This is a genomic window from Microbacterium sp. Se63.02b, assembly GCF_014171575.1.
Classification (GTDB): Bacteria; Actinomycetota; Actinomycetes; order Actinomycetales; family Microbacteriaceae; genus Microbacterium.
The window spans coordinates 3,166,120-3,189,986 of the sequence record NZ_CP050453.1 but is presented as its reverse complement, the minus strand read 5'-3'; the positions used below and the strand labels follow the sequence as shown (position 1 = coordinate 3,189,986).

Annotated in this window: 35 protein-coding genes and 1 pseudogene; 35 read left to right on the top strand and 1 reads right to left on the bottom strand. The window is 66.9% G+C overall.

Features of this window, described 5'->3' with window-relative positions; all coding sequences use genetic code 11:
• Positions 1–12: 12 nt before the first annotated feature.
• The 26 genes from rplB to rplQ all read left to right on the top strand — a co-directional run bounded on the left by rplB (position 13) and on the right by rplQ (position 14,513).
• Positions 13–852 (top strand): 50S ribosomal protein L2, encoded by an 840-nt coding sequence (gene rplB / locus G4G29_RS15840; protein WP_017201590.1) that lies wholly within the window; start codon positions 13–15, stop codon positions 850–852.
• A gap of 12 nt (positions 853–864) precedes the next feature.
• The gene (rpsS, locus tag G4G29_RS15835; protein ID WP_017829205.1) at positions 865–1,146 is read left to right on the top strand and encodes a 30S ribosomal protein S19; all 282 of its coding nucleotides are present in this window, start codon (positions 865–867) and stop codon (positions 1,144–1,146) included.
• The gene (rplV, locus tag G4G29_RS15830) at positions 1,146–1,544 is read left to right on the top strand and encodes a 50S ribosomal protein L22 (RefSeq protein WP_021201121.1); all 399 of its coding nucleotides are present in this window, start codon (positions 1,146–1,148) and stop codon (positions 1,542–1,544) included. The genes rpsS and rplV overlap by 1 nt, the downstream gene beginning before the upstream one ends.
• Positions 1,544–2,299, top strand: a complete 756-nt coding sequence (gene rpsC, locus G4G29_RS15825; RefSeq protein ID WP_017201587.1) for a 30S ribosomal protein S3 — start codon at positions 1,544–1,546, stop codon at positions 2,297–2,299. Before rplV ends, rpsC begins: the two co-directional genes overlap by 1 nt.
• Positions 2,299–2,718: a 50S ribosomal protein L16 gene (gene rplP / locus G4G29_RS15820; protein ID WP_017829203.1), complete on the top strand. Its 420-nt coding sequence runs from the start codon at positions 2,299–2,301 to the stop codon at positions 2,716–2,718. The genes rpsC and rplP overlap by 1 nt, the downstream gene beginning before the upstream one ends.
• Positions 2,718–3,035, top strand: coding sequence for a 50S ribosomal protein L29 (gene rpmC, locus G4G29_RS23560; protein ID WP_017829202.1), 318 nt, complete (start codon positions 2,718–2,720; stop codon positions 3,033–3,035). Before rplP ends, rpmC begins: the two co-directional genes overlap by 1 nt.
• Entirely contained in the window at positions 3,035–3,367 is a 333-nt protein-coding gene (gene rpsQ / locus G4G29_RS23555) for a 30S ribosomal protein S17 (RefSeq protein WP_047524106.1), read from the top strand. Before rpmC ends, rpsQ begins: the two co-directional genes overlap by 1 nt.
• Complete coding sequence (rplN, locus tag G4G29_RS15805) at positions 3,364–3,732, top strand: 50S ribosomal protein L14 (protein WP_017201583.1); 369 nt, start codon at positions 3,364–3,366, stop codon at positions 3,730–3,732. The genes rpsQ and rplN overlap by 4 nt, the downstream gene beginning before the upstream one ends.
• Before the next feature lie 2 nt (positions 3,733–3,734).
• On the top strand, positions 3,735–4,094 hold the full coding sequence (gene rplX, locus G4G29_RS15800; protein ID WP_017829200.1) for a 50S ribosomal protein L24: 360 nt from the start codon (positions 3,735–3,737) through the stop codon (positions 4,092–4,094).
• Entirely contained in the window at positions 4,094–4,684 is a 591-nt protein-coding gene (gene rplE / locus G4G29_RS15795) for a 50S ribosomal protein L5 (protein WP_091029536.1), read from the top strand. Before rplX ends, rplE begins: the two co-directional genes overlap by 1 nt.
• 132 nt (positions 4,685–4,816) lie before the next feature.
• Positions 4,817–5,215, top strand: a complete 399-nt coding sequence (gene rpsH, locus G4G29_RS15790; protein ID WP_029260924.1) for a 30S ribosomal protein S8 — start codon at positions 4,817–4,819, stop codon at positions 5,213–5,215.
• A 6-nt stretch (positions 5,216–5,221) separates the two neighbouring features.
• Positions 5,222–5,758 (top strand): 50S ribosomal protein L6, encoded by a 537-nt coding sequence (gene rplF / locus G4G29_RS15785; RefSeq protein ID WP_183150772.1) that lies wholly within the window; start codon positions 5,222–5,224, stop codon positions 5,756–5,758.
• Positions 5,759–5,760: 2 nt separating this feature from the next.
• Entirely contained in the window at positions 5,761–6,120 is a 360-nt protein-coding gene (rplR, locus tag G4G29_RS15780; protein ID WP_183150771.1) for a 50S ribosomal protein L18, read from the top strand.
• A 20-nt stretch (positions 6,121–6,140) separates the two neighbouring features.
• Positions 6,141–6,818 (top strand): 30S ribosomal protein S5, encoded by a 678-nt coding sequence (gene rpsE, locus G4G29_RS15775; protein WP_220174217.1) that lies wholly within the window; start codon positions 6,141–6,143, stop codon positions 6,816–6,818.
• Positions 6,818–7,003 (top strand): 50S ribosomal protein L30, encoded by a 186-nt coding sequence (gene rpmD, locus G4G29_RS15770; RefSeq protein WP_017201575.1) that lies wholly within the window; start codon positions 6,818–6,820, stop codon positions 7,001–7,003. Before rpsE ends, rpmD begins: the two co-directional genes overlap by 1 nt.
• A complete protein-coding gene (gene rplO / locus G4G29_RS15765) occupies positions 7,003–7,653 on the top strand; it encodes a 50S ribosomal protein L15 (RefSeq protein ID WP_210274183.1) in 651 nt (216 codons plus the stop codon). The genes rpmD and rplO overlap by 1 nt, the downstream gene beginning before the upstream one ends.
• Positions 7,654–7,836: 183 nt before the next feature.
• Positions 7,837–9,159 (top strand): preprotein translocase subunit SecY, encoded by a 1,323-nt coding sequence (secY, locus tag G4G29_RS15760; RefSeq protein ID WP_183150769.1) that lies wholly within the window; start codon positions 7,837–7,839, stop codon positions 9,157–9,159.
• Positions 9,156–9,752 (top strand): adenylate kinase, encoded by a 597-nt coding sequence (locus G4G29_RS15755; protein WP_183150768.1) that lies wholly within the window; start codon positions 9,156–9,158, stop codon positions 9,750–9,752. The genes secY and G4G29_RS15755 overlap by 4 nt, the downstream gene beginning before the upstream one ends.
• Before the next feature lies 1 nt (position 9,753).
• Entirely contained in the window at positions 9,754–10,605 is an 852-nt protein-coding gene (gene map, locus G4G29_RS15750; RefSeq protein ID WP_183150767.1) for a type I methionyl aminopeptidase, read from the top strand.
• Entirely contained in the window at positions 10,605–11,267 is a 663-nt protein-coding gene (locus G4G29_RS15745) for a thioredoxin domain-containing protein (RefSeq protein ID WP_183150766.1), read from the top strand. The genes map and G4G29_RS15745 overlap by 1 nt, the downstream gene beginning before the upstream one ends.
• 161 nt (positions 11,268–11,428) lie before the next feature.
• The gene (gene infA, locus G4G29_RS15740) at positions 11,429–11,650 is read left to right on the top strand and encodes a translation initiation factor IF-1 (RefSeq protein WP_017201569.1); all 222 of its coding nucleotides are present in this window, start codon (positions 11,429–11,431) and stop codon (positions 11,648–11,650) included.
• 64 nt (positions 11,651–11,714) lie between these two features.
• A complete protein-coding gene (gene rpmJ, locus G4G29_RS15735; protein WP_005050492.1) occupies positions 11,715–11,831 on the top strand; it encodes a 50S ribosomal protein L36 in 117 nt (38 codons plus the stop codon).
• 146 nt (positions 11,832–11,977) lie between these two features.
• Complete coding sequence (gene rpsM / locus G4G29_RS15730; protein ID WP_017201568.1) at positions 11,978–12,352, top strand: 30S ribosomal protein S13; 375 nt, start codon at positions 11,978–11,980, stop codon at positions 12,350–12,352.
• A gap of 31 nt (positions 12,353–12,383) precedes the next feature.
• On the top strand, positions 12,384–12,782 hold the full coding sequence (gene rpsK / locus G4G29_RS15725) for a 30S ribosomal protein S11 (RefSeq protein ID WP_017829189.1): 399 nt from the start codon (positions 12,384–12,386) through the stop codon (positions 12,780–12,782).
• Positions 12,783–12,915: 133 nt separating this feature from the next.
• On the top strand, positions 12,916–13,905 hold the full coding sequence (locus tag G4G29_RS15720) for a DNA-directed RNA polymerase subunit alpha (protein WP_183150765.1): 990 nt from the start codon (positions 12,916–12,918) through the stop codon (positions 13,903–13,905).
• 32 nt (positions 13,906–13,937) lie between these two features.
• Entirely contained in the window at positions 13,938–14,513 is a 576-nt protein-coding gene (rplQ, locus tag G4G29_RS15715; RefSeq protein ID WP_183150764.1) for a 50S ribosomal protein L17, read from the top strand.
• 81 nt (positions 14,514–14,594) lie between these two features.
• Here the strand turns inward: rplQ and G4G29_RS15710 are convergent, their stop codons facing one another.
• Positions 14,595–15,140 (bottom strand): XRE family transcriptional regulator, encoded by a 546-nt coding sequence (locus tag G4G29_RS15710; protein ID WP_202045305.1) that lies wholly within the window; start codon positions 15,138–15,140, stop codon positions 14,595–14,597.
• A gap of 177 nt (positions 15,141–15,317) precedes the next feature.
• Here G4G29_RS15710 and G4G29_RS15705 point away from each other — a divergent pair, with 177 nt between their 5' ends.
• The 9 genes and pseudogenes from G4G29_RS15705 (at position 15,318) to G4G29_RS15665 (ending at position 23,853) form a co-directional block, all read left to right on the top strand.
• Positions 15,318–16,916 (top strand): ABC transporter substrate-binding protein, encoded by a 1,599-nt coding sequence (locus tag G4G29_RS15705; protein WP_183150763.1) that lies wholly within the window; start codon positions 15,318–15,320, stop codon positions 16,914–16,916.
• Between the two features lie 78 nt (positions 16,917–16,994).
• The gene (locus tag G4G29_RS15700) at positions 16,995–18,017 is read left to right on the top strand and encodes an ABC transporter permease (protein WP_183150762.1); all 1,023 of its coding nucleotides are present in this window, start codon (positions 16,995–16,997) and stop codon (positions 18,015–18,017) included.
• Positions 18,014–18,919, top strand: coding sequence for an ABC transporter permease (locus G4G29_RS15695; RefSeq protein WP_183150761.1), 906 nt, complete (start codon positions 18,014–18,016; stop codon positions 18,917–18,919). The genes G4G29_RS15700 and G4G29_RS15695 overlap by 4 nt, the downstream gene beginning before the upstream one ends.
• Positions 18,916–19,740 (top strand): annotated as a pseudogene (locus G4G29_RS23550) (ABC transporter ATP-binding protein). The gene G4G29_RS15695 and the pseudogene G4G29_RS23550 overlap by 4 nt, the downstream one beginning before the upstream one ends.
• A 55-nt stretch (positions 19,741–19,795) precedes the next feature.
• Complete coding sequence (locus G4G29_RS15685; protein WP_244632086.1) at positions 19,796–20,347, top strand: ATP-binding cassette domain-containing protein; 552 nt, start codon at positions 19,796–19,798, stop codon at positions 20,345–20,347.
• Positions 20,328–20,570 (top strand): hypothetical protein, encoded by a 243-nt coding sequence (locus G4G29_RS22530; protein WP_244632085.1) that lies wholly within the window; start codon positions 20,328–20,330, stop codon positions 20,568–20,570. Before G4G29_RS15685 ends, G4G29_RS22530 begins: the two co-directional genes overlap by 20 nt.
• Positions 20,567–21,793: an amidohydrolase family protein gene (locus G4G29_RS15680; RefSeq protein WP_183150760.1), complete on the top strand. Its 1,227-nt coding sequence runs from the start codon at positions 20,567–20,569 to the stop codon at positions 21,791–21,793. Before G4G29_RS22530 ends, G4G29_RS15680 begins: the two co-directional genes overlap by 4 nt.
• 507 nt (positions 21,794–22,300) lie before the next feature.
• Complete coding sequence (locus G4G29_RS15670; RefSeq protein WP_183150759.1) at positions 22,301–23,467, top strand: DUF885 domain-containing protein; 1,167 nt, start codon at positions 22,301–22,303, stop codon at positions 23,465–23,467.
• A complete protein-coding gene (locus G4G29_RS15665; RefSeq protein WP_183152864.1) occupies positions 23,464–23,853 on the top strand; it encodes a nuclear transport factor 2 family protein in 390 nt (129 codons plus the stop codon). Before G4G29_RS15670 ends, G4G29_RS15665 begins: the two co-directional genes overlap by 4 nt.
• Positions 23,854–23,867 lie beyond the last annotated feature (14 nt).

Below are 23,867 nucleotides of genomic sequence, written 5' to 3'. Positions count from 1 at the left end.
ATAAGGACAATAATGGCTATTCGCAAGTACAAGCCCACGACCCCGGGCCGTCGCGGCTCGTCGGTGGCTGACTTCGCCGAGATCACTCGATCGACGCCGGAGAAGTCGCTGCTGCGCCCGCTCTCGAAGACCGGTGGTCGCAACAACCAGGGCCGCATCACGACCCGTCACATCGGTGGTGGCCACAAGCGCCAGTACCGCGTCATCGACTTCCGTCGTAACGACAAGGACGGCGTCAACGCCAAGGTCGCTCACATCGAGTACGACCCCAACCGCACCGCGCGCATCGCGCTGCTGCACTACTTCGACGGTGAGAAGCGCTACATCCTCGCTCCGGCGAAGCTGAAGCAGGGCGACATCGTCGAGTCGGGTGCCGGGGCTGACATCAAGCCGGGCAACAACCTCCCGCTGAAGAACATCCCCACGGGTACGGTCATCCACGCGATCGAGCTCCGCCCCGGCGGCGGCGCGAAGATGGCACGTTCGGCCGGTGCATCCGTCCGTCTCGTCGCCAAGGACGGCCCCTACGCCCAGCTGCGTCTCCCCTCGGGCGAGATCCGCAACGTCGATGCGCGCTGCCGCGCGACCATCGGCGAGGTCGGCAACGCCGAGCAGTCGAACATCAACTGGGGTAAGGCCGGCCGCATGCGCTGGAAGGGCGTCCGCCCGACCGTGCGTGGTGTCGCGATGAACCCGGTCGACCACCCGCACGGTGGTGGAGAGGGCAAGACCTCTGGTGGTCGTCACCCCGTCTCCCCGTGGGGCCAGGCTGAGGGTCGTACCCGTCACGCCAACAAGGAAAGCGACAAGTACATCGTGCGTCGTCGTAACGCCGGCAAGAAGCGTAAGTAGGAGTAAGAGAAGATGCCTCGCAGTCTTAAGAAGGGCCCCTTCGTCGACGATCACCTGCTTCGCAAGGTGGTCGTGCAGAACGAAGCCGGCACCAAGAACGTCATCAAGACCTGGTCCCGTCGGTCCATGATCATCCCGGCCATGCTGGGTCACACGATCGCGGTCCACGACGGACGCAAGCACATCCCTGTGTTCGTGTCCGAGACCATGGTCGGTCACAAGCTGGGCGAGTTCGCGCCCACCCGCACCTTCCGCGGCCACGAGAAGGACGACAAGAAGGGGCGGCGCCGCTAATGGTCGAATCGATCGCACGCGTGCGACACATCCGCGTGACCCCTCAGAAGGCTCGTCGTGTCGTCGCGCTCATCAAGGGCAAGCAGGCCCAGGAGGCTCTGGCGATCCTCAAGTTCGCTCAGCAGAGCGCCAGTGAGCCGATCTACAAGCTTGTTGCGTCGGCCATGGCCAACGCACAGGTCAAGGCAGATCGCGACGGCGAGTTCCTCGACGAGCAGGACCTGTACGTGGCCAACGCGTACGTCGACGAGGGCACGACGCTCAAGCGTTTCCAGCCTCGTGCACAGGGTCGCGCTTTCCAGATCAAGAAGCGCACGAGCCACATCACGGTCGTGCTCTCGACGCCTGAGGCAGCTCCGGCCGCCACGGGCGACAGCAACAAGAAGGCGAGCAAGTAATGGGACAGAAGGTAAACCCGTACGGCTTCCGTCTCGGTATCACGACGGACCACGTCTCGCGCTGGTTCTCTGACTCGACCAAGCCGGGTCAGCGTTACGCCGACTACGTCGCCGAGGACATCAAGATCCGCAACCTGCTCAAGACGCAGCTCGACCGTGCCGGTGTCTCGAACATCGAGATCGAGCGCACCCGTGACCGCGTCCGCGTCGACATCCACACCGCCCGTCCGGGCATCGTGATCGGTCGTCGTGGGGCCGAGGCCGAGCGCATCCGCGGCGACCTCGAGAAGCTCTCGGGCAAGCAGATCCAGCTGAACATCCTCGAGGTCAAGAACCCCGAGGCCGACGCTCAGCTCGTCGCACAGGGCATCGCCGAGCAGCTTTCTGCTCGCGTGGCGTTCCGTCGTGCGATGCGCAAGGGTCTGCAGGGCGCTCAGCGCGCCGGCGCCAAGGGCATCCGCATCCAGGTCTCCGGCCGCCTCGGCGGCGCCGAGATGAGCCGCTCGGAGTTCTACCGCGAGGGTCGTGTGCCGCTGCACACGCTGCGCGCGAACATCGACTACGGCTTCTACGAGGCGAAGACCACCTTCGGCCGCATCGGCGTGAAGGTCTGGATCTACAAGGGCGACCTGACCGCCAAGGAGCTCGCTCGCGAGCAGGCCAACGCACCCAAGGCTCGTCGTGACGACCGTGGTGGCGACCGCCGCCGTGCCCCGCGTAACGAGGCACCTGTCGCAGAAGGAGCGTCGGCATAATGCTCATCCCCCGTAAGGTCAAGTTCCGCAAGCAGCACCACCCGGGTCGCTCGGGTCAGGCCACCGGCGGCACGAAGGTCTCCTTCGGCGAGTACGGTATCCAGGCTCTCACCCCCGCTTACGTGACGAACCGTCAGATCGAGTCCGCTCGTATCGCGATGACCCGTCACATCAAGCGTGGTGGAAAGGTGTGGATCAACATCTACCCCGACCGTCCGCTCACGAAGAAGCCTGCCGAGACCCGCATGGGTTCCGGTAAGGGTTCGCCCGAGTGGTGGGTCGCCAACGTCAAGCCGGGCCGTGTCCTCTTCGAGGTCGCGGGTGTCGACGAGGAGCTCGCTCGCGAAGCTCTGACCCGTGCAATTCACAAGCTGCCGCTCAAGGCACGCATCATCAAGCGCGAGGAGGGCGACGCGTAATGGCGATCGGCACCAAGGAGCTCGCTCCGGCAGAGCTCGACACATTCGAAGACCAGCGCCTCGTCGAGGAGCTGCGCAAGGCCAAGGAGGAGCTGTTCAACCTCCGTTTCCAGTCGGCCACCGGCCAGCTGGAGAGCCACGGCCGCATCCGCGCCGTCAAGCGCGACATCGCACGTCTCTACACGGTGATCCGTGAGCGCGAGCTGGGCATCCGTGCGACGCCCGCTCCGGTCGAGGCTCCCGCGAAGAAGGCGACCAAGTCGAAGGCGAAGAAGGCGGACTCCGCCGACGACGCCGTGAAGGAAGAGGCTGAGTGATGGCCACCAAGAAGGAAGCGACTGCGGAGACGCAGGCCGCAGGACACGAGTCGTCCGAGCACGACGTCCGCGACACCGCTGCCCGCGGTTACCGCAAGGCGCGTCGCGGCTACGTCGTCAGCGACAAGATGGACAAGACCATCGTGGTCGAGGTCGAAGACCGCGTGAAGCACCCGCTTTACGGCAAGGTCATCCGCCGCACCTCGAAGGTCAAGGCGCACGATGAGGCGAACACCGCCGGCATCGGCGACCTGGTCCTGATCAACGAGACCCGCCCGCTGAGCGCCACGAAGCGCTGGCGCCTGGTGGAGATTCTGGAGAAGGCCAAGTGATCCAGCAGGAATCCCGACTCAAGGTCGCCGACAACACCGGCGCCAAGGAGCTGCTCACGATTCGCGTGCTCGGCGGCTCGAAGCGTCGTTACGCCGGTCTCGGTGACACCATCGTCGCGACCGTCAAGGACGCGATCCCCGGTGGCAACGTCAAGAAGGGCGACGTCGTCAAGGCGGTCATCGTCCGCACCAAGAAGGAGGTCCGTCGTCCGGACGGCTCCTACATCAAGTTCGACGAGAACGCCGCAGTGATCCTGAAGAACGACGGGGAGCCCCGTGGCACCCGTATCTTCGGTCCGGTCGGTCGTGAGCTTCGCGACAAGAAGTTCATGAAGATCGTCTCGCTGGCGCCGGAGGTCATCTAATCATGGCGAAGATCAAGAAGGGTGACCTGGTTCAGGTCATCACCGGTGCCACGCAGGAGCGTGGCGGCGACCGCGGCAAGCAGGGCAAGGTCCTCGACGTCCTTGCCGAGAAGAACCGCGTCATCGTCGAAGGCGTGAACTACGTCACCAAGCACACCCGCGTCGGACAGACGCAGCGTGGCACCAAGACCGGAGGCATCGAGACCGTCGAAGCCTCCATCCACATCTCGAACGTCGCACTCGTCGACCCCTCGACCAAGAAGCCGACCAAGGTCGGCCACCGGGTCGAGGAGCAGACCAAGGACGGCGTCAAGCGCACCGTCCGCGTGCGGTACGCGAAGAAGAGCGGTAAGGACCTCTGATGAGCACCGACACTGCCGCGCCGGCTGGCAAGATCCAGCCGCGCCTGAAGCAGAAGTACAACAGCGAGATCAAGAAGGCTCTGCAGGAAGAGTTCGGTTACGCGAACGTCATGCAGATCCCCGGACTGGTCAAGGTGGTCGTGAACACCGGTGTCGGCGAGGCAGCTCGCGACAGCAAGGTGATCGATGGCGCGGTCGACGACCTCACCAAGATCACCGGCCAGAAGCCGATCGTCACGAAGGCCCGCAAGTCCATCGCGCAGTTCAAGCTGCGCGAGGGTCAGGCCATCGGCGCGCACGTCACCCTCCGCGGTGACCGCGCGTGGGAGTTCGTGGACCGTCTCGTGTCGCTGGCCCTGCCCCGTATCCGCGACTTCCGCGGTCTCTCGGGCAAGCAGTTCGACGGCAACGGCAACTACACCTTCGGTCTCCAGGAGCAGAGCGTGTTCCACGAGATCGATCAGGACAAGATCGACCGGGTTCGCGGTTTCGACATCACCGTCGTCACCACCGCGAAGACGGATGACGAGGGTCGGGCGCTGCTCCGTCACCTCGGCTTCCCGTTCCGCTCGGAAGACGCACAGGCGTAACGCCTCTGACGGGCTCAGTGGTCTCATGTCACTGAGCCCGTCGATGTGCACGTACAATTGAAGATTGCGTGTCATCGCAGGCCGTCTGTCGTGTAACGGCAGCCGGAACCTCATGAACAAAGGAAAACAACAATGACAATGACAGACCCGGTCGCAGATCTGCTGACCCGTCTGCGTAACGCGAACTCGGCGCACCACGATTCCGTGACTCTGCCGTCGAGCAAGCTCAAGACGAACATCGCTCAGATCCTCCAGCAGGAGGGCTACATCGCCGGCTGGGAGACCTCTGACGCCCGCGTCGGACAGAACCTCACGCTGACGCTGAAGTACGGCCCCAACCGTGAGCGCTCGATCGCTGGTATCAAGCGCGTCTCGAAGCCCGGTCTCCGCGTCTACGCGAAGTCCACCGAGCTTCCCACGGTCCTCGGCGGTCTCGGCGTGGCCATCCTGTCCACCTCCTCCGGTCTCCTCACCGACCGTCAGGCTGAGCAGAAGGGCGTGGGCGGAGAAGTTCTCGCCTACGTGTGGTAATTCGAAATGTCGCGTATTGGACGACTTCCCATCGACGTTCCCGCGGGCGTGACCGTTTCGGTCGACAACCGCGTGGTCTCGGTGAAGGGCCCCAAGGGTGAGCTCACCCTCACGGTGGCCAACCCCATCGAGGTCGCGGTCGAGGAGAACCAGGTTCTGGTCTCCCGTCCCGACGACGAGCGCGAGTCGCGGTCGCTTCACGGCCTGACCCGCACGCTCATCAACAACAACATCATCGGCGTGACCCAGGGCTACACCAAGGGTCTCGAGGTCGTCGGCACCGGTTACCGCGTGCAGCAGAAGGGCAGCTCGGTCGAGTTCGCCCTCGGCTTCTCGCACCCGGTCCTGATCGACCCGCCCGCCGGCATCACGCTCACGGTCGAGGGAACTACCAAGCTCACCGTCAGCGGGATCGACAAGCAGGCTGTCGGTGAGGCAGCTGCGAACATCCGCAAGATCCGCAAGCCCGAGCCGTACAAGGGCAAGGGTGTGCGCTACGCCGGCGAGAACGTGCGTCGCAAGGCCGGAAAGAGTGGTAAGTAACCATGGCTCTCAAGTCAAAGTCTGACGCCCGCGCGCGTCGTCACGCCCGCCTTCGCAAGAAGGTCGTCGGCACCGAGGCGCGTCCGCGTCTCGTCGTCAACCGTTCGGCCCGCCACGTCTTCGTGCAGCTGGTCGACGACAGCAAGGGTCACACCGTGGCGTCGGCTTCGACGCTCGAGACCGACCTGCGCTCGCTCGAGGGTGACAAGACCGCCAAGGCCCGCAAGGTCGGCGAGCTCCTCGCCGAGCGTGCGAAGGCCGCTGGCGTTTCCGAGGCAGTGTTCGACCGTGGCGGCAACCGCTACGCTGGTCGTGTCGCCGCCATCGCCGACGGCGCCCACGAGGGGGGTCTGGCACTGTGAGTGACAACAAGGAGAACGAAGTGACCGAAGCGGCTGCTGCCACTTCCGAGACGGCTGCCGGCACCACGCAGGCAGAGCCGGCTCGCGATCAGCGTGATGGCCGCCGCGGTGGCCGCGGTGACCGCAACCAGGGTGGCCGCGACCGCAACTCGCGCGACCGTGGAGACAACCAGTTCCTGGAGCGCGTCGTCACCATCAACCGCGTCTCGAAGGTCGTGAAGGGTGGTCGTCGCTTCAGCTTCACCGCCCTCGTGGTCGTCGGTGACGGCAACGGTCTGGTGGGCGTCGGCTACGGCAAGGCCCGTGAGGTCCCCCTGGCGATCTCGAAGGGTGTCGAAGAGGCCAAGCGCAACTTCTTCCGCGTCCCGCGCGTCGGTAGCACCATCCCGCACCCGGTGCAGGGTGAGGCCGCCGCAGGCGTCGTCCTGCTCCGTCCGGCCGCTGCCGGTACCGGTGTCATCGCCGGTGGTCCGGTCCGCGCCGTGCTCGAGTGCGCCGGTATCCACGACGTGCTGTCGAAGTCGCTCGGCTCGTCGAACACGATCAACATCGTGCACGCGACGGTCACCGCCCTGAAGCAGCTCGAGGAGCCTCGTGCGGTCGCCGCTCGTCGTGGCCTCGAGTTCGATCAGGTCGCCCCTGCACGCCTCGTGCGCGCAGAGGCCGACGCCATCGCCGCACAGAAGGTAGGTGCCTGATGGCCGCGCGACTGAAGGTCACGCAGATCAAGTCCAAGGTGAGCGAGAAGCAGAACCAGCGCGACACGCTGCGCAGCCTCGGTCTGAAGCGGATCGGTGACACCACCGTCCGCCCCGACGACGCGCAGACGCGCGGTTACGTCAAGACCGTCGCACACCTCGTCAAGGTTGAGGAGATCGACTAATGGCTGAGAAGAACGAGGCCGTCGAGGCTGAGAAGGCCACGAAGAAGGCTGCAGCTCCCAAGGCTGCCGCCGCGAAGAAGCCGGCTGAGAAGAAGCCGGCCGCGAAGAAGGCTCCGGCCAAGACCTCCGCGGCCGACGCCAAGGCTGAGGCTCCTGCTAAGAAGCCCGCCGCCAAGAAGGCAGCGCCGGCGAAGGATGCTCCCGCGTCCCGCCCCGGCGTGCTGAAGGTGCACCACCTGCGTCCGGTCCCCGGATCCAACACCGCCAAGACTCGCGTCGGCCGTGGTGAGGGCTCCAAGGGCAAGACCGCGGGTCGTGGTACCAAGGGCACCAAGGCGCGCAACACCGTTCGCGTCGGCTTCGAGGGTGGGCAGATGCCGCTGCACATGCGCACCCCGAAGCTGCGCGGGTTCAAGAACCCGTTCCGCGTGGAGTACCAGGTCGTGAACCTGGAGAAGCTCGCGGAGCTGTACCCGAAGGGTGGCGAGGTCACCATCGGTGACCTGGTCGCCAAGGGTGCCGTTCGCAAGAACGAGAAGGTCAAGGTTCTCGGAGGCGGCGACATCGCCGTGAAGCTCACCGTCTCGGTCGACAAGGTCTCGGGTTCTGCCGAGCAGAAGATCGTGGCGGCAGGCGGATCCGTCAAGTAACCGCAGCACAAGAGGGGCCGGAGATTCTCCGGCCCCTCTTGTGGTTGCACACCTCGAGCCCAGGCTCCGGCGCCGCATCCCGCGGCCTGGATATCGGTGACGCGATTCGGCAACCCCGGTTTGCGTTACCCTGGTCTTTCAGCCGTCCTTCGGGAATCGGCAACCTTTTCAGGAGGAACGTCCTTGTTTAGCGCCATCGCGCGGATCTTCCGCACTCCAGACCTGCGTCGGAAGATCGGTTTCACCCTCGCCATCATCGCGATCTACCGACTGGGCTCCAACGTCCCGGCTCCGTTCGTGAACTTCCCGAACGTCGAGGCATGTCTCGCCGAGAACGCGGGCACCGAAGGTCTGCTCGGACTCGTCAACCTCTTCTCCGGTGGCGCACTGCTGCAGCTGTCGATCTTCGCCCTCGGTGTGATGCCTTACATCACCGCGACGATCATCACGCAGCTCCTCCGCGTGGTCATCCCGCACTTCGAAGCGCTGCACAAAGAGGGTCAGGCCGGCCAGGCTCGTCTGACCCAGTACACGCGCTACCTCACCATCGCCCTCGCGCTGCTCCAGTCCACGACCCTCGTGACCGTGGCGCGCAGCGGGCAGCTGTTCGGGTCGACGGATCTCGCCGCCTGCCAGCAGCTGCTCACGAACGACGTCTGGTGGGCACAGCTGCTCATCATCATGGCGATGACCGCCGGTACCGGCCTCATCATGTGGTTCGCCGAGCTCGTCACCGAGCGCGGCATCGGCAACGGCATGTCCCTCCTCATCTTCACGTCGATCGCTGCGACGTTCCCCGGCGCGATGGGCCTCATCTGGCAGACCAAGGGCTTCGAGATCTTCCTCCTCGTGCTCCTCGTCGGAATCGTCGTGATGGGACTGGTCGTCTTCGTCGAGCAGTCGCAGCGCCGCATCCCCGTGCAATACGCCAAGCGCATGGTCGGTCGTCGCACGTACGGCGGCACGAACACCTACATCCCGATCAAGGTGAACATGGCCGGCGTGATCCCCGTGATCTTCGCCTCGTCGCTGCTGTACATCCCGGCTCTCATCGCGCAGTTCAACACTCCGCAGGACGGTTCGACGCCGCCCGAGTGGGTCACCTGGATCAGCACGCACTTCACGACGGGCAACAGCCCCGTCTACATGGCGGCGTACTTCCTGTTGATCATCGGCTTCACGTACTTCTACGTGGCGATCACCTTCAACCCGGTCGAGGTCGCCGACAACATGAAGAAGTACGGTGGGTTCATCCCCGGCATCCGTGCCGGGCGTCCGACCGCTGAGTACCTCGACTACGTGCTCACCCGCATCACGCTTCCCGGTTCGCTGTACCTCGGTCTGATCGCCCTCATCCCGCTGATCGCGCTGGCCACGGTCGGCGCCAACCAGAACTTCCCGTTCGGCGGCGCGTCGATCCTCATCATCGTGGGTGTCGGTCTCGAGACCGTCAAGCAGATCGATGCTCAGCTGCAGCAGCGTCACTATGAAGGGCTTCTCCGATGACAGCTACCGCACGTCTTCTCATCGTCGGCCCGCAGGGCTCAGGCAAGGGCACGCAGGGCGTGCGCATCGCGGAGTCCTACGGCATCCCGGTCGTCTCGACCGGCGACATCTTCCGCGCGAACATCAAGGAGGGGACGCCGCTGGGCCAGCAGGTCACGGCCATCCTCGACAAGGGTGACCTCGTTCCGGACGAGCTGACGAGCGAGATCGTGCGCGACCGGCTCTCCCAGCCCGATGCGGCGCAGGGCTTCCTGCTCGACGGGTACCCGCGCAACACCGCGCAGGTCGAGCACCTCGAGTCGTTCCTCGCCGAGCGGGGGGAGGCGCTCGACGCCGTCATCCTCCTCGACGTACCGCGCGAGGAGAGCCTCTCCCGCCTGTCGCTCCGCGCGACGGAGCAGGGGCGGTCCGACGACACCCCCGAGGCGATCGGCCATCGACTCGACATCTACGAGCGCGAGACCGCGCCGATCCTCGAGGTATACGGGGCCAAGGGCATCGTCGACCGGATCGACGGCGTCGGCAGCCTCGACGAGATCACCGAGCGGATCGCCAAGGCTCTCGCCGCGCGCGGTCTGCGCCTCGCAGCCTGAGATGTTCCGGCGGTCGATCTACAAGACCCCGGCTCAACTGCGAGCTATGGTCGAACCCGGACTCATCACCGCGGCAGCGCTCGACGCGGTGCGACCGCTGATCACCGCCGGGATCACCACGCTCGAGCTGGATGCGGTCGCCAACCGGACGATCCTCGAGCGCGGGGCGGAGTCGAACTTCCAGCTCGTGCGGGGCTATCACCACACGACGTGCATCTCGGTCAACGAGCAGGTCGTCCATGGGATCCCCGGCGACAGGGTCCTGCAGCCTGGCGATATCGTCTCCGTCGACTGCGGAGCGCAGTACCACGGGTGGAACGGTGACAGCGCGATCACGGTGGTCGTGCCCGACCCGGAGCGACCTGAGCTCGTGGCGCAGCGCGAGGAGCTCTCGCGTGTCACCGAGGGCTCCATGTGGGCCGGTATCGCCGCGATGGCATCCGTGGCGCACATCGATGAGATCGGGGCCGCGATCCAGGACTACATCGAAGCTCAGGGCCCCTCGGCGGTCTCGGGCGAGCCGTACGGCATCCTCCGCGAGTATGTCGGCCACGGCATCGGTCGGAAGATGCACGAAGCACCCAGCGTCTTCAACTACCGCACTCCGGACCGCGGCGAAGAGGTCAAGCCGGGCCTGGTGCTCGCCATCGAGCCGATGGTGACAGCAGGCGGCGATGCGACGTTCATCGAAGACGACGACTGGACGGTCACGACCGTCGACGGCACAGACGGCTCTCATTGGGAACATAGCGTCGCCCTGCATGATGGTGGTATCTGGGTGCTCACCGCGCCCGATGGTGGAAGAGCCGGACTCGCCCCGTTCGGGGTCGAGCCTCGAGAGATCGGAAAGTAATGGCAGCGGCGAAGAGCAACACCAACTGGTTCGCGATCGGCGTCTCCATCGCCGTGGTCGTGGTGCTGGTGGCGATCGGTGGACTCGTGGTGTTCCTCAACAACCAGGCGACCGCGCCCGGCGCTGCCCCGAAGAGCGACATCATCAACGAGGACACCGGCGCGATCTCCTTCGGCGACGGCGAGGATGAGGTCGACACGTTCGTCGACTTCATGTGCCCCATCTGCGGTGACTTCGAGAAGCAGTACGGCGAGCAGCTGCAGGCCGCGGCCGCCGACGGCAAGATCACGCTGAACCTGCACCCGATCTCGATCCTCGACCGCTACTCGCAGAACACCAAGTACTCGACGCGCGCGGCCGCAGCCGTGTACTGCGTGGCGGAGAAGGCGCCGGAGGCGGCGCTGGACTACTTCAACCTCCTGTTCGCGAACCAGCCGGAAGAGAACACCGCAGGTCTCACCGACGACGAGCTTGCGGCCTTCGCCGAGCAGGCGGGCGGGGGAGCCGCCGCGGACTGCATCGCGGACGGGACCTACATGGACTTCGTCGGTGACCAGACCAAGGCCAACGACATCGCCGGCACGCCGACCGTCGAGGTCAACGGCAAGCGCCTCGACCTGCAGGCCGGCGAGATCACCGAGATGGAGAAGCTGCTCGGCTGAGCCGGGCAGCTCGCACCGGCGTTCGAGTTGCCGGATGCCTCCAGAGCGTCTAACATAGATCTTTGGTGCTTTGTGCCTTGATTCGGCGTGTCCGTCGGCGCAGCACCACAATCCAATCACCCACCGCAGATCGACCGGTCTGCAGAAGCGTCAGCGAGGCTATGGCTAAGAAAGACGGTGTCATCGAGATCGAGGGCGTGATCTCCGAGGCTCTGCCCAACGCGATGTTCCGCGTTGAGCTCAGCAACGGACACAAGGTCCTTGCAACGATCTCCGGCAAGATGCGGCAGAACTACATCCGCATCATCCCCGAGGACCGTGTGGTCGTGGAGCTCAGCCCCTACGACCTGACCCGCGGCCGTATCGTCTACCGCTACCGCTGATCGGTCGAGAAGTAACGGCCTGCCCCGGACCGGGGCGGTACGAAGACAGCGAACAGGAAACATCATGAAGGTCAACCCCAGCGTCAAGCCCATCTGCGATCACTGCAAGGTGATCCGCCGTCACGGCCGCGTCATGGTGATCTGCAAGAGCAACCCGCGTCACAAGCAGCGCCAGGGCTGAGTCCCCCGCTGCGCGGCATCGCTCGCGCACATCTCACAACTGAATACATAACGGCAGGATCAGAACCCGCGCAAGCGGGGGACACCTCGGGCGGAGGCCCGGGCACCGATCCTGTTCCACACCTCCACAACACCCAGGAGAACCGCATGGCACGTCTTGCCGGCGTTGACATCCCGCGCGACAAGCGCGTGGTGATCGCCCTTACCTACATCTACGGCGTCGGCCGTACCCGCTCGGTCGAGATCCTCAAGGCGACGGACATCGACGAGAGCATCCGCGTGAAGGACCTCAGCGACGACCAGCTGATCGCCCTCCGCGACCACATCGAAGGCAACTACAAGGTGGAGGGTGACCTGCGCCGCGAGGTCGCCGCAGACATCCGCCGCAAGGTCGAGATCGGCTCCTACGAGGGCATCCGCCACCGTCGTGGTCTCCCGGTCCGTGGTCAGCGCACCAAGACCAACGCCCGTACCCGCAAGGGCCCGAAGCGCACCGTCGCAGGCAAGAAGAAGGCCCGCTAAGCGCGGCCCCAGGGACTAGGAGAACACTTTCATGGCTGCACCCAAGGCCGCCGCGCGCAAGCCGCGCCGCAAGGAAAAGAAGAACATCGCGCTGGGCCAGGCCCACATCAAGTCGACGTTCAACAACACGATCGTCTCGATCACCGACCCGTCCGGCGCGGTCATCGCCTGGGCATCGTCGGGTGGCGTGGGCTTCAAGGGCTCCCGCAAGTCGACCCCGTACGCCGCCGGCATGGCCGCCGAGTCGGCTGCCCGCCAGGCTGCGGAGCACGGCGTCAAGAAGGTCGACGTCCTCGTGAAGGGTCCGGGCTCCGGCCGCGAGACCGCGATCCGCTCGCTGCAGGCCGCAGGCCTCGAGGTCGGTTCGATCCAGGACGTCACCCCGCAGGCGCACAACGGCTGCCGCCCGCCGAAGCGCCGCCGCGTCTGATACGCGTGCCGAGCCGCTCGACCCCTCGGGGTTCGAGCGGCTCGTCGCCCGCGTACGGGCATCGACTTCCACAACTCAAAACCTCACCCCACCACATGTCATATAGCGGGCATGTGATCGAAAGGAACACAGAGTGCTTATTGCACAGCGTCCCACACTGACCGAGGAAATGATCGTCGAGAACCGTAGCCGGTTCATCATCGAGCCTCTGGAGCCCGGCTTCGGTTACACGATCGGCAACGCGCTGCGCCGCAGCCTGCTGTCGTCGATCCCCGGTGCTGCTGTCACCAGCGTTCGCATCGACGGCGTGCTGCACGAGTTCAGCACCATCCCCGGCGTGAAGGAGGATGTCACCGAGATCATCCTCAACATCAAGCAGCTCGTCGTCTCGTCGGAGCGCGATGAGCCCATCACCGCGTACCTGCGCAAGACCGGTGCGGGCGAAGTCACCGCGGCAGACATCTCGGCTCCCGCCGGTGTCGAGGTGCACAACCCCGAGCTCGTCATCGCGACGCTGAACGACACCGCGAAGTTCGAGCTCGAGCTCACGATCGAGCGTGGCCGTGGCTACGTCTCCGCGACGCAGAACCGCAACGAGTACGCCGAGGCCGGTCAGATCCCGATCGACTCGATCTACTCGCCGGTCCTCAAGGTCAGCTACCGCGTCGACGCGACCCGTGCCGGGGAGCGTACCGACTTCGACAAGCTCGTCCTCGACGTCGAGACCAAGTCGGCGATCAGCCCCCGCGACGCCGTCGCCTCGGCTGCCAAGACGCTCACCGAGCTGTTCGGCCTCGCCCGCGAGCTGAACGTCGAGGCCGAGGGCATCGAGATCGGCCCGGCGCCGGTGGAGGCTGTGAACTCCAGCGAGCTGTCGATGCCGATCGAAGACCTCGATCTGTCGGTCCGTTCGTACAACTGCCTGAAGCGCGAGGGCATCAACACCGTTTCCGAACTCGTCGCCCTCTCGGAGACGCAGCTCATGAACATCCGCAATTTCGGCCAGAAGTCGGTCGACGAGGTGCGCGACAAGCTCATCTCGCTCGGTCTGTCGCTCAAGGATTCGGTGCCCGGTTTCGACGGCGCCCACTTCTACGGCGGCAGCGAAGACGAGTCCTTCTGAAACCCGACATCCTGACCAGGAGTTAGACGATTATGCCCAAGCCCACCAAGGGTCCCCGCCTCGGAGGCGGCCCCGCACACGAGCGCCTCATGCTTGCCAACCTCGCAGCGGCGCTCTACACCCACAAGTCGATCAAGACGACCGAGACGAAGGCCAAGCGCCTCCGCCCGCTCGCCGAGCGTCTGATCACCTTCGCCAAGCGTGGCGACCTGCACGCGCGTCGTCGCGTGCTGTCGGTCATCGGTGACAAGGAAGTCGTGCACGTCCTGTTCTCCGAGATCGCGCCGCTCGTCGCCGACCGTGAGGGCGGCTACACCCGCATCACGAAGGTCGGCAACCGCAAGGGCGACAACGCTCCGATGGCCGTGATCGAGCTCGTCCTCGAGCCCGTCACCCCGAAGGCGAAGTCGACCAAGAAGGCTGCTGCTCCGAAGGCCGAGAAGGCGGACAAGCCCGCCGAGGTCGTCGAGGAGGCTCCCGCAGAGGAGGCTCCCGCCGCTGACGAGGCTCCCGCCGAGGAGGCTGCCGACGCCGGTGCCGAGTCGCAGGCCGAGGGCGAAGCAGCTGAGGCTGCCGCCGAGGACGCTGTCGAGAAGAAGTCCGAGTAAGGATCTCACTCACGAAGAAGCCCGCCGCCCCTTTCGGGGTGGCGGGCTTCTTCGTGTTCCTGCGGTGTGAACCTCGAGGGATCAGGGCGACGGGGGAGTGACGGACACGACGATCGAGGTCGTGTCATCGCTCGCGTTGAGGTAGCGGTGGGGCTGACGGGAGTCGAAGGTGATCGACTCACCGGCGGCGATCGTGTGCGTCTCGCCGGCGATCTCGACGGTCAGCTCGCCGCTGATCACATAGGCGCACTCCGTCGACGGGTGCCCCCACGGATGCTCGGAGCTCGCGGCTCCCGGAGGGATGTCGGCCGTCAGCACCTCGAGGTCGCCGCGACCGGGCGTGAGCCGCTCGTAGACGAAACCGGCATCCGATCCGCTGAGGCGGTGGCGTGCGCCCGGTCGGCTCACGGCGACATTGGGTGCGTCCGGATCGCTGAAGAGCGTCGCGATCGAGGCCTCGAACACCTGCGCGAGTCTGCGAAGGGAGCCGAGGCTCGGATCCGCGGATCCGCTCTCGATCTGGCTGAGCATGCTCACCGACAGTCCGGAGAGGTCGGAGAGCTGCCGGAGGGTGAGACCCTTGGCGGCTCTGAGGGATTTGAGGCGTTCGCCGAGCACGTGGTTCATCGGTCCTTTCGATCGAACGGGGTCCGTCTTGCGCGTTCGATTTCAATGTGATTGTATCTTTTAATCGCATTGAAAATCTCGATCAGATTGAAATCCGCTCCCGAAGCGCACGAGCCACCGGACCAACACTCCAGCACTCTACTGCGTCTTTCCCCTTGATCACAGGAAGTATCGACGATGAACTCATCCTTCGCGAAACCCCTTGCCGTGGCGTCCTCGCTCGTCGTGGCTGCGCTCGCCCTTTCCGGTTGTTCAGCTTCATCGAACAACGCTGCTGCAAGTGGGGGAGGCACGCTCACGGTCGACACCTCCTTCGTCCTGAAGACGCTCGACCCCGGATTCGTCTACGAGCAGACCGGGAACATCATCGTGCATGCACTGTACGAGACGCTCGTGACCTACGAAGGCTCCGACGTCACGACCGTGGTGCCCGAACTCGCGAGCGAATGGGAGCAGTCCGAAGACGGCACCGCCTGGACGTTCACGTTGAACCCCGACGCCACCTTCGCCGACGGCTCCGCGGTCACGGCTGACGACGTCGTCTTCAGCCTCACCCGCCTGCAGAACCTGCAGGGCTCGTCGTCGCAGACGGTGCAGGGTCTGAGCTTCGCCGCCGAGGGCGACGACACCGTGGTCGTCACCAGCCCGACGCCGAACCCGAACGTCCCGGTCGTCCTCGCGATGCCGGCCGCCAGCATCCTCAACGCCGAGGCCGCCGAGAAGCTCGGCGCCACCGATGCAGCGGACGCCGCGACCACCGATGGGATCGGCACGCAGCTCGACGAGTTCAGCCTCGGCTCCGGTCCGTACGCGATCAAGAGCTACGACGCGAGCTCCAAGGTCGTCCTCGAAGCCAACGAGGACTACTGGGGCGACGCTCCGGCGTACTCCCGCGTGGTGGTGCAGAACGTCGACGTGCAGAACCAGAAGCTCACGATCTCGCGGGCCAAGGCCGACGAGATCGCGCTCGACCTCTCCGGCCCCCAGGCAGCCGAGCTCTCCGACGACCTGCAGGTCTCCGGCGTCGCCGACACCTCGTACTTCCTCAGCCTGAACCAGGACCCCGCGGTATCGGAGATCAGCTCCAACCCCGCCTTCGTCGCCGCGCTGCGCGCGACCGTCGACGGCGCAGGCATCGCGGAGCTCTTCGGCGAAGGGGCCACCGCCGCCGCAGGTCTGGTGCCGCCCGCCTTCGGCGGCGCCCTGGACGAGTCCGAGGTGCAGCCACAGGACATCGACGCCGCCGTGTCGCTCCTGGAGGAGGCCGGCATCAGCGCCCCGAAGGTCGACCTGATCTATCCGGCCATCACCTACCGCGGTGTCGATCTGGGCACCATCGTCACGAAGGTGCAGCAGGACGCGAAGAAGGCGGGCATCGAGATCGAACTCCAGCCGCAGCCCATCAACGTCTTCCTGCAGTCGCAGTCCGAGGGCAAGAACGAGATCAACTTCTCGCCGAACAGCCTGAACTACCCGGCATCCGACTCGCTCGTGAACAACATGGCACCGGGGGCCTCGACCTCCACCCGCGTCGGCTGGACCACGGAGCGTGCCGACCCGCGTGCCGTCGAAGCGAGCGACGCCGTCAACGCCGAGGTGACGCCCGAGGGACGCACCGAGGCGATGATCGAGTGGCAGAAGGTCATGAACGAGACCTCGCCGTACGTCGTGCTCGCCAACAACGCGGGGATCGTGGTCGCCACCGCCAACCTGGTCGGCGCGGACTACACGCCCGCCGGATGGACGGTCGACCTCGCGGCCATCGCCGCGAAGTAACCCGCCCCGGTCGGCCGCCCGTCGCTCCTTTCGGGCGGCCGACCTCCGGTTCTCTCCCTCACCGAAGGCGAACGAGCAATGCCAGCTCTCCTGCACATGATCGGCCGACGGCTGATCAGCGCGATCATCCTGCTCTGGGGCGTCACCGTGGTGACCTTCGCGCTCATGACCATCGTGCCCGGCGACCCCGCGGCGGCCAACCTGTCCCAGCAGGCGTACGACGATCCCGAGCTGCGCGCCGCATTCGAGCGCAAGTGGGGCCTGGATCAACCCGTCTGGGTGCAGTACGGCCGCTACATGATGAACCTGTTCCAGGGCGACCTCGGCGTCTCGCAGCAGACGCATCGGCCGATCACCCAGGACCTCGCGCAGTACATCCCCGCGACGCTCGAGATCGCGTTGCCGGCGATGATCCTCGCGATCGTCATCGCCGTCGCCCTCGGCATGATCGCCGCCACCCGCAAGGGATCGGCGGTCGACGGCGGCATCCGCGGAGTGTCCCTCGTCGGTCTGTCGACCCCTCCGTTCTGGCTGGCTCTGGTCGCCCTGTACGTCTTCTTCTACGTGCTGGGCGTCGTGCCCAACGGCGGTCGCCTGAGCAACGAGTACGACCCACCGCCCACCGTCACCGGGATGTACAGCCTCGACGCCGTCCTGGCCGGGCAGTGGGACGTGTTCGCCGACGCGGTATGGCACCTCGTGCTCCCGGTCGGCATCCTCACAGCGCTCACCGTCTCCGGGCTGCTGCGGTTCGTGCGGTCGGCGATGATCGAGGTGCTGGACGCCGAATACATCCGCGCCGCCACCGCGAAGGGCCTGCCGCGTCGCACCATCACCTGGCGGCACGTCTTCAAGGCGGGCCTGCTGCCCGTGCTCACCGTGACCGGCCTGATGTTCGCCTCGCTGCTCGGCGGCGCCGTCCTCGTCGAGCAGGTGCTGTCCTGGCCGGGGCTCGGGCAGTACGCCTACAAGAGCGCACTCTCGCTCGACCTGCAGGCGATCCTCGGCGTGACGCTCTTCATCGCCGTGGTCTACACGGTGATCAACCTCCTCGTCGACGTGCTGTACACGATCGTGGACCCCCGGATCGGAGCGAAATGACCATCCTGTCCTCCGACCGGCTCGCCGTGGCGAAGGAGCCACGCCGACGCGGCTTCTTCCGCAGCCGCAGGTTCACTCCGCGGACCTCGTTCTGGACCCCGGTGACCGTGGTGTCGACCGCTGTCATCGCCGCGTGGGTGCTCGCAGCGCTTCTCGCGCCCGTGATCTCGCCGTACGACCCGCTCGAGACGAGCGGTCCGTTCCTGCAGGAGCCCACCGCCGAGCACTGGATGGGCACCGACGACCTCGGTCGCGACGTGCTCACCCGCGTCATCTACGGCGCGCAGCTCTCGCTCCCGCTCGCCCTCGCCATCGTCGTGTTCTCGCTGCTCGTGGGCGGCACCGTCGGGCTCGCGGCCGGCTACTTCGGCAAGGCCGCCGACAACGTGCTGATGCGTGTGGCGGACCTCGTGCTCGCCTTCCCGCAGATCATCCTCGCGATGGCGGTCGCCGCCGCGTTCGGGCCGAGTGTCGGCAACGCCGTGCTCGCGCTCGTGATCGTGTCGTGGCCGCTGTACGCCAGGATCATCCGCAGCTCCGTGCTCAGCGTGCGGGAGCAGGAGTACGTGTTCTCGGGGCGCCTTCTCGGGTCGACGACGATGAAGTCGATCGTGAAGGACGTCATCCCCAACAGTGCAGGTCCGGCGCTGGTCATGGCCACGATCGAGCTGGGGAACGCGATCCTCATGCTCGCGGCGCTCTCGTTCCTCGGCCTCGGGCCTCGACCCCCGGCAGCGGAGTGGGGCGCGATGATCGCTCTGGGGTCGCAGAACCTCGCCAACTGGTGGATCAGCCTGTTCCCCGGCCTCGCGATCCTCACGATCGTGATGGCCTTCAACCTGCTCGGCGACGCGATCCAGGACTACCTCGACCCGCGCTCCCGGAATGCGAGGAAGCGATGACCGCCGCGCCCCTCCTCTCGATCGAGGACCTCTCCGTCGTGATGCCGACACCCGACGGGCACGTCGAGCTCGTGCACGACACGAACATCCGCATCGCCGAGGGCGAGGTCGTCGGCCTCGCGGGCGAGAGCGGCTCCGGCAAGAGCATGACCGCGTCGGCCGTGATGGGGATTCTGCCCGAGGGCGCGACCGCGTCAGGGAAGGTGATGTTCGAGAGGCGCGACCTGCTGACCCTCAGCACGCGCGAGCTCGACGAGGTGCGCGGAAACCGCATCTCGATCGTCTTCCAGGACCCGACGGCGGCGCTGCACCCCTGCTGCGCATCGGCACCCAGATCACCGAGCACCTGATCCACCACACCGGTGTGAGCAAGAAGCAGGCGACGGCGGCGCGCGATCGAGCTGCTCGACCTGGTGCGCATCCGCGACCCGCGTCAGGCGATCACCGCCTACCCGCACCAGTTCTCGGGTGGCATGCGGCAGCGCGCCGCCATCGCGATCGCCCTCGCGTGCGAGCCGAGGCTGCTGATCGCCGACGAGCCGACCACGGCGCTCGACGTCACCGTGCAGGCCGGCATCCTGCGCCTCTTCGACCGGCTCGCCCGCGAGACAGGGGTGTCGATGCTCTTCATCACTCACGATCTCGGCGTCATGAGCGCGATCGCGGACCGCACCTACATCTTCAAGGACGGAACGGTGGTCGAGCACGGCGCCACCAACGAGATCCTCAACACCCCGTCGCACGAGTACACCAGGGCGTTGATCGCCTCGCGCGCGCAGTCGCTCGCGGCCGAGCGGACCCATCGAGGAGAGGCACGATGAGCGCGCTGGAGATCGAGGACGTCGTCGTCACCCATCGTCGGCGAGGCGCGCCCCTGTGCACGCCGTCAAGGGCGTCTCGCTGACCGTCGAGCGCGGTCAGATCGTCGGACTCGTCGGCGAGTCGGGGTGCGGCAAATCCTCGCTCGCCCGGGTCGCCGTCGGCATCGATCGCCCCACCTCCGGTGCAGTGCGCTTCGAGGGGGAGTCGCTGCATCCGCTGACGATGCGGCGTCGTCCTCGCAGGGACCGCGGCCTGCAGATGGTGTTCCAGAATCCATACGCCTCGCTCAGCCCGCGCCGCTCGATCGGCGCGCAGCTGCTGGACGGTGCCCCCACCGCACTCGACCGCGCGGCCGGTGCCGCGGAGGTGGCACGTCTGCTGCGTCTGGTCGGCCTCGACGAGTCCGCGGCGTCGCGCTACCCCGCGCAGTTCTCGGGCGGCCAGCGCCAGCGCCTCGCGATCGCGCGCGCTCGCCGCGAAGCCCAGCGTGGTGGTCGCCGACGAGCCCGTCACCGCACTCGACGCCTTCTCCTCGGCGCAGATCGTCGAGCTGCTGCAGGACCTCGTGCGCGACCTCGGCATGGCGATGCTGTTCATCTCGCATGACCTGTCGCTCGTGCGTGCGATCGCCGACGAGACCGCGGTCATGTACGCGGGTGAGATCATCGAGCGCGGACCGAGCGAGCAGCTGTGGCAGAACTCGCAGCATCCGTACACGCAGCGTCTCATCGAGGCGATCCCGGAGATCGGGACCACGAAGAAGCTGCCCGGCCGAGAAGAAGACCTGGCGGGGACCGGAACGGTTCCCACCCGAGGAGGAGAAGCATGATCGCCATCGACCAGGACCGCCGCATCCTCCTCACCGGGGCGCGGATCTTCGACGGACGCTCCGACCGCCTGCACGACGACCTCGACGTGCTCGTCGACGCCGAGGGCAGGATCGCGGCCGTCGGAGCCACCGGCACGCTGGACGCGGGCGACGCCCGTGTCGTCGACCTCTCGGGGCGCGTGCTCAGCCCCGGGCTCATCAACATGCACGTGCACCTCGGCCTCGCGCTGCCCGGCACCGCCGGTGCGGCGATCGCCTCGAAGGGCGACCCCGACCTGCTGCTCGTGATGGCGGACAGCGCGCGGCGCACCCTGCACGCCGGCGTCACCACCGCGCGGCTCGTCGGCGAGAGCCGTTACCTCGACTTCGCCTTGCGCCGAGGCATCGACGCGGGCATCGTCGCCGGACCGCGCCTCTACACGGCGGGCCACGCCCTGTGCTGCACCGGTGGACACGGCTGGGAGTCGGATGCGCTCGAGGGCGACGGTGCCGACGACCTCCGGCGCCTGACGAGGCTGCAGATCCGGCACGGAGCCGACCTGATCAAGGTCTGCATCTCAGGCGGGATCGCCGGAGAGCACGAGCAGATCGACACCCCGCAGCTGACCGACGACGAGATGGCTGCCGTCATCCAGACCGCGCACGACTGGGGTCGCAAGGTGACTGCGCACGTGGGGCCGTCCGAGACTCTCCGCCGCGCGATCGAGCTGGGACTGGACTGCGTCGAGCACGGGTACGAGCTCACCCGCGAGGTCACCGACCTGATGAGCGAGCGCGGCGTCTGGTACGTGCCGACCATCACGGTGAGCCGCTGCGAGGAGTTCTTCGACGCGCAGGGAGTGCCCGCCTGGATGAAGGAGCGTGCGCTCGGCGCGGGGCCCCGGCACTGGGAGAGCCTGGAGAACGCGATCGCCAGCGGTGTGCGCATCGCGATGGGGACGGACATGCCCCCGGCCGCGGCCTTCGACGGGACGACCGCCACGGTGCGCGAGATGGAGTTCATGGTGGACGCGGGCATGACGTCGCTCGACGTGATGCGGTCGGCGACCTCGCATGCCGCGGAGCTGCTCGGCGCCGACGACCTCGGTGTCATCCGCGAAGGTGCCCGCGCGGACTTCATCGTCACTGCGGCCGACCCGACGTCGGACGTCGCCGCGCTCCGCGGGATCGACTGGGTGATGCAGGGCGGCGTCGTGGTGCGAGACGACCGGGCCCCGCGATGACTCGTCCGACCATCCGCATCGCGGACGCCTACGTGGCTGCCCTCGCGGCGCACGAGCCGACCGCCGCACAGGCGCTCGGCGTCGCCGCGGGCGACCGGTTGCCGGACTTCAGCGCTGCCTGGGCTGTCGAGCGACGAGACCTGGCCGCGCGCACTCGGGCGGAGCTCGCCGCCGTGGAGCCGGCACCGCAGGACGCGGGGCTGCATGCCGCTCTGCGCGAGCGCATGGACAGCGACGTCGCGCTGTTCGACACCGGGTTCTCCGCCCGACTGCTCGCCCCGCTCGCGACACCGGTGCACCAGATCCGCGAGGCCTTCGACGACGTCGAGGTCGCCGACGATGCCTCGGGCGACGTTGTGATCGAGCGGCTGGCCGCTGTGCCCCACGCGATCACCCAGCTGCAGGAGCGACTGCGATGGGCGCGGTCAGCGGGGAGCGGGGAGAATTCTCCGGGACGGGCGTCGCTGCCGCCCGGCAGGTGCACGAGGTCGCAGATCAGGTGGCCGGGTGGATCGACCCCGACGGCGTCGACTACTTCGGCTCCCTCCGCAGGGCAGCGCTGTCTCCTGCTCGACGGTCCGCGCTCGACCGGGCGGCGCAGGCCGCCACCGCGTCCATGGCGGAGTTCGAACGGATGCTGCGCGAGGAGCTGCTCCCCGCCGCGCCGCAGCAGGATGCCGTGGGGAGACCGTCTACCGCGCCACGGCGCAGAGCTTCCTCGGCACCACGCTCGATCTCGACGAGGTGTACGACTACGGCTGGAGCGAGCTGGAACGCCTGTGGCGCGCCGCCCGCACGGTCGCGGGAGAGATCGTCGGGGTCTCCGGTCAGGCCGACGTGGTGGAGGCGGCCCGCATGCTCGCCACCGACACCGGCAGCCGTGTGGATGCGGACGACGTCGTCGGCTGGCTCCGGGACCGCCTGGACTGGACGCTGGAGCGGGTGGACGGCACCGCCTTCCTCCTTCCGGCCGACATCCGCGAGGTCGACATCGTGGTGCCGCGGGCGGCCAAAGGCGTGGTGTACTACACCCCAGGCGCACCAGACGGTTCGGTCCGCAGCAAGATCGTATGGACGCTCCCCGCCGGTGCGACTTCGGTGCCGACCTGGCAGGAGCTCACGAGCCTGCATCACGAGGGCGTGCCGGGGCACCACCTGGAGCACGCGGTCAACAGGGCGAACACGTCGCTGCACCCGTGGCAGCGCTACCTGTGCGAGATCCACGGCTACGCGGAGGGGTGGGCCCACTACTCCGAGGCGCTGTCGGACGAGCTCGGGCTGCTGCGCACCCCGGCCGAGCGCCTCGGGATGCTGCTGGGTCAACTGTGGCGCACCGTGCGGATCGTCGCGGACATCGGGCTGCACACCGGTCGTCCGGTACGTCGCAACGAGGTCACGGACCGCACCGAGTGGACGCCCGAGATCGCGCGGGACTTCCTCGTGCACTACGGCCTCGTCGACCCGGCGACCGCGCGCTTCGAAGTCGACCGCTACCTCGGTTGGCCCGGTCAGGCGCTCGCGTTCAAGGTCGGGGCCAAGCTCTGGGACGAGGCCCGCACCGCGAGCGGGGCCTCGGCGCTCGACTTCCACACCCGGGCTCTCGCGCTCGGGCCGATGGGCCTCGCGCCGCTGCGCGACAGCCTGCTGCACGACTCGATGAAGGAAGACGCATGACCACCCAGACGGACCTCGAGCGCTTCGTCCTCGACCTGTACCGCGACCTCGCCGATCGCGCGGCCTTCGACGCGCGACTCGCCGCCGACGTGACCGTGTGGGAGACGCCGTGGCCGACGCTCATGCACGGCATCGCCGAACTCGACCAGCTGCGCGGACCCGCCGTCTCTCCCGAAGAGCGACGTGCAAGCCTGCCGCGCGTCGTGCCCACCCGGATCGTGACGAGCGACTTCGGCGACACCGGAGTGATCCGCTACGAGCTGGAGGTGCGCCCGGCCGACGACGATCGACTGGTCGAACGGGTACGCGTCACCGACGTGGTGCGCCGCGACGTGGGCGGCTGGCGGATCGTGCACCACCACGCCCAGGACATGCCCGTCGCTTAAGCGGCCGAGTCGGA

Coding starts and splice junctions, on each gene's coding strand:
- rplE (WP_091029536.1), top strand. CDS start 4,094: ATGAGCACCGACACTGCCGCGCCGGCTGGCAAGATCCAGCCGCGCCTG.
- rplV (WP_021201121.1), top strand. CDS start 1,146: ATGGTCGAATCGATCGCACGCGTGCGACACATCCGCGTGACCCCTCAG.
- G4G29_RS15755 (WP_183150768.1), top strand. CDS start 9,156: ATGACAGCTACCGCACGTCTTCTCATCGTCGGCCCGCAGGGCTCAGGC.
- rplR (WP_183150771.1), top strand. CDS start 5,761: ATGGCTCTCAAGTCAAAGTCTGACGCCCGCGCGCGTCGTCACGCCCGC.
- rpsQ (WP_047524106.1), top strand. CDS start 3,035: ATGGCCACCAAGAAGGAAGCGACTGCGGAGACGCAGGCCGCAGGACAC.
- rplF (WP_183150772.1), top strand. CDS start 5,222: ATGTCGCGTATTGGACGACTTCCCATCGACGTTCCCGCGGGCGTGACC.
- G4G29_RS15745 (WP_183150766.1), top strand. CDS start 10,605: ATGGCAGCGGCGAAGAGCAACACCAACTGGTTCGCGATCGGCGTCTCC.
- G4G29_RS15705 (WP_183150763.1), top strand. CDS start 15,318: ATGAACTCATCCTTCGCGAAACCCCTTGCCGTGGCGTCCTCGCTCGTC.
- G4G29_RS22530 (WP_244632085.1), top strand. CDS start 20,328: ATGCTGTTCATCTCGCATGACCTGTCGCTCGTGCGTGCGATCGCCGAC.
- rpsK (WP_017829189.1), top strand. CDS start 12,384: ATGGCTGCACCCAAGGCCGCCGCGCGCAAGCCGCGCCGCAAGGAAAAG.
- rpsH (WP_029260924.1), top strand. CDS start 4,817: ATGACAATGACAGACCCGGTCGCAGATCTGCTGACCCGTCTGCGTAAC.
- rplO (WP_210274183.1), top strand. CDS start 7,003: ATGGCTGAGAAGAACGAGGCCGTCGAGGCTGAGAAGGCCACGAAGAAG.
- rpmD (WP_017201575.1), top strand. CDS start 6,818: ATGGCCGCGCGACTGAAGGTCACGCAGATCAAGTCCAAGGTGAGCGAG.
- infA (WP_017201569.1), top strand. CDS start 11,429: ATGGCTAAGAAAGACGGTGTCATCGAGATCGAGGGCGTGATCTCCGAG.
- map (WP_183150767.1), top strand. CDS start 9,754: ATGTTCCGGCGGTCGATCTACAAGACCCCGGCTCAACTGCGAGCTATG.
- G4G29_RS15700 (WP_183150762.1), top strand. CDS start 16,995: ATGCCAGCTCTCCTGCACATGATCGGCCGACGGCTGATCAGCGCGATC.
- rplP (WP_017829203.1), top strand. CDS start 2,299: ATGCTCATCCCCCGTAAGGTCAAGTTCCGCAAGCAGCACCACCCGGGT.
- G4G29_RS15695 (WP_183150761.1), top strand. CDS start 18,014: ATGACCATCCTGTCCTCCGACCGGCTCGCCGTGGCGAAGGAGCCACGC.
- rplX (WP_017829200.1), top strand. CDS start 3,735: ATGGCGAAGATCAAGAAGGGTGACCTGGTTCAGGTCATCACCGGTGCC.
- rplB (WP_017201590.1), top strand. CDS start 13: ATGGCTATTCGCAAGTACAAGCCCACGACCCCGGGCCGTCGCGGCTCG.
- G4G29_RS15680 (WP_183150760.1), top strand. CDS start 20,567: ATGATCGCCATCGACCAGGACCGCCGCATCCTCCTCACCGGGGCGCGG.
- rpsC (WP_017201587.1), top strand. CDS start 1,544: ATGGGACAGAAGGTAAACCCGTACGGCTTCCGTCTCGGTATCACGACG.
- G4G29_RS15665 (WP_183152864.1), top strand. CDS start 23,464: ATGACCACCCAGACGGACCTCGAGCGCTTCGTCCTCGACCTGTACCGC.
- rplQ (WP_183150764.1), top strand. CDS start 13,938: ATGCCCAAGCCCACCAAGGGTCCCCGCCTCGGAGGCGGCCCCGCACAC.
- rpmJ (WP_005050492.1), top strand. CDS start 11,715: ATGAAGGTCAACCCCAGCGTCAAGCCCATCTGCGATCACTGCAAGGTG.
- rpsS (WP_017829205.1), top strand. CDS start 865: ATGCCTCGCAGTCTTAAGAAGGGCCCCTTCGTCGACGATCACCTGCTT.
- rpsM (WP_017201568.1), top strand. CDS start 11,978: ATGGCACGTCTTGCCGGCGTTGACATCCCGCGCGACAAGCGCGTGGTG.
- rpmC (WP_017829202.1), top strand. CDS start 2,718: ATGGCGATCGGCACCAAGGAGCTCGCTCCGGCAGAGCTCGACACATTC.
- G4G29_RS15710 (WP_202045305.1), bottom strand. CDS start 15,140: ATGAACCACGTGCTCGGCGAACGCCTCAAATCCCTCAGAGCCGCCAAG.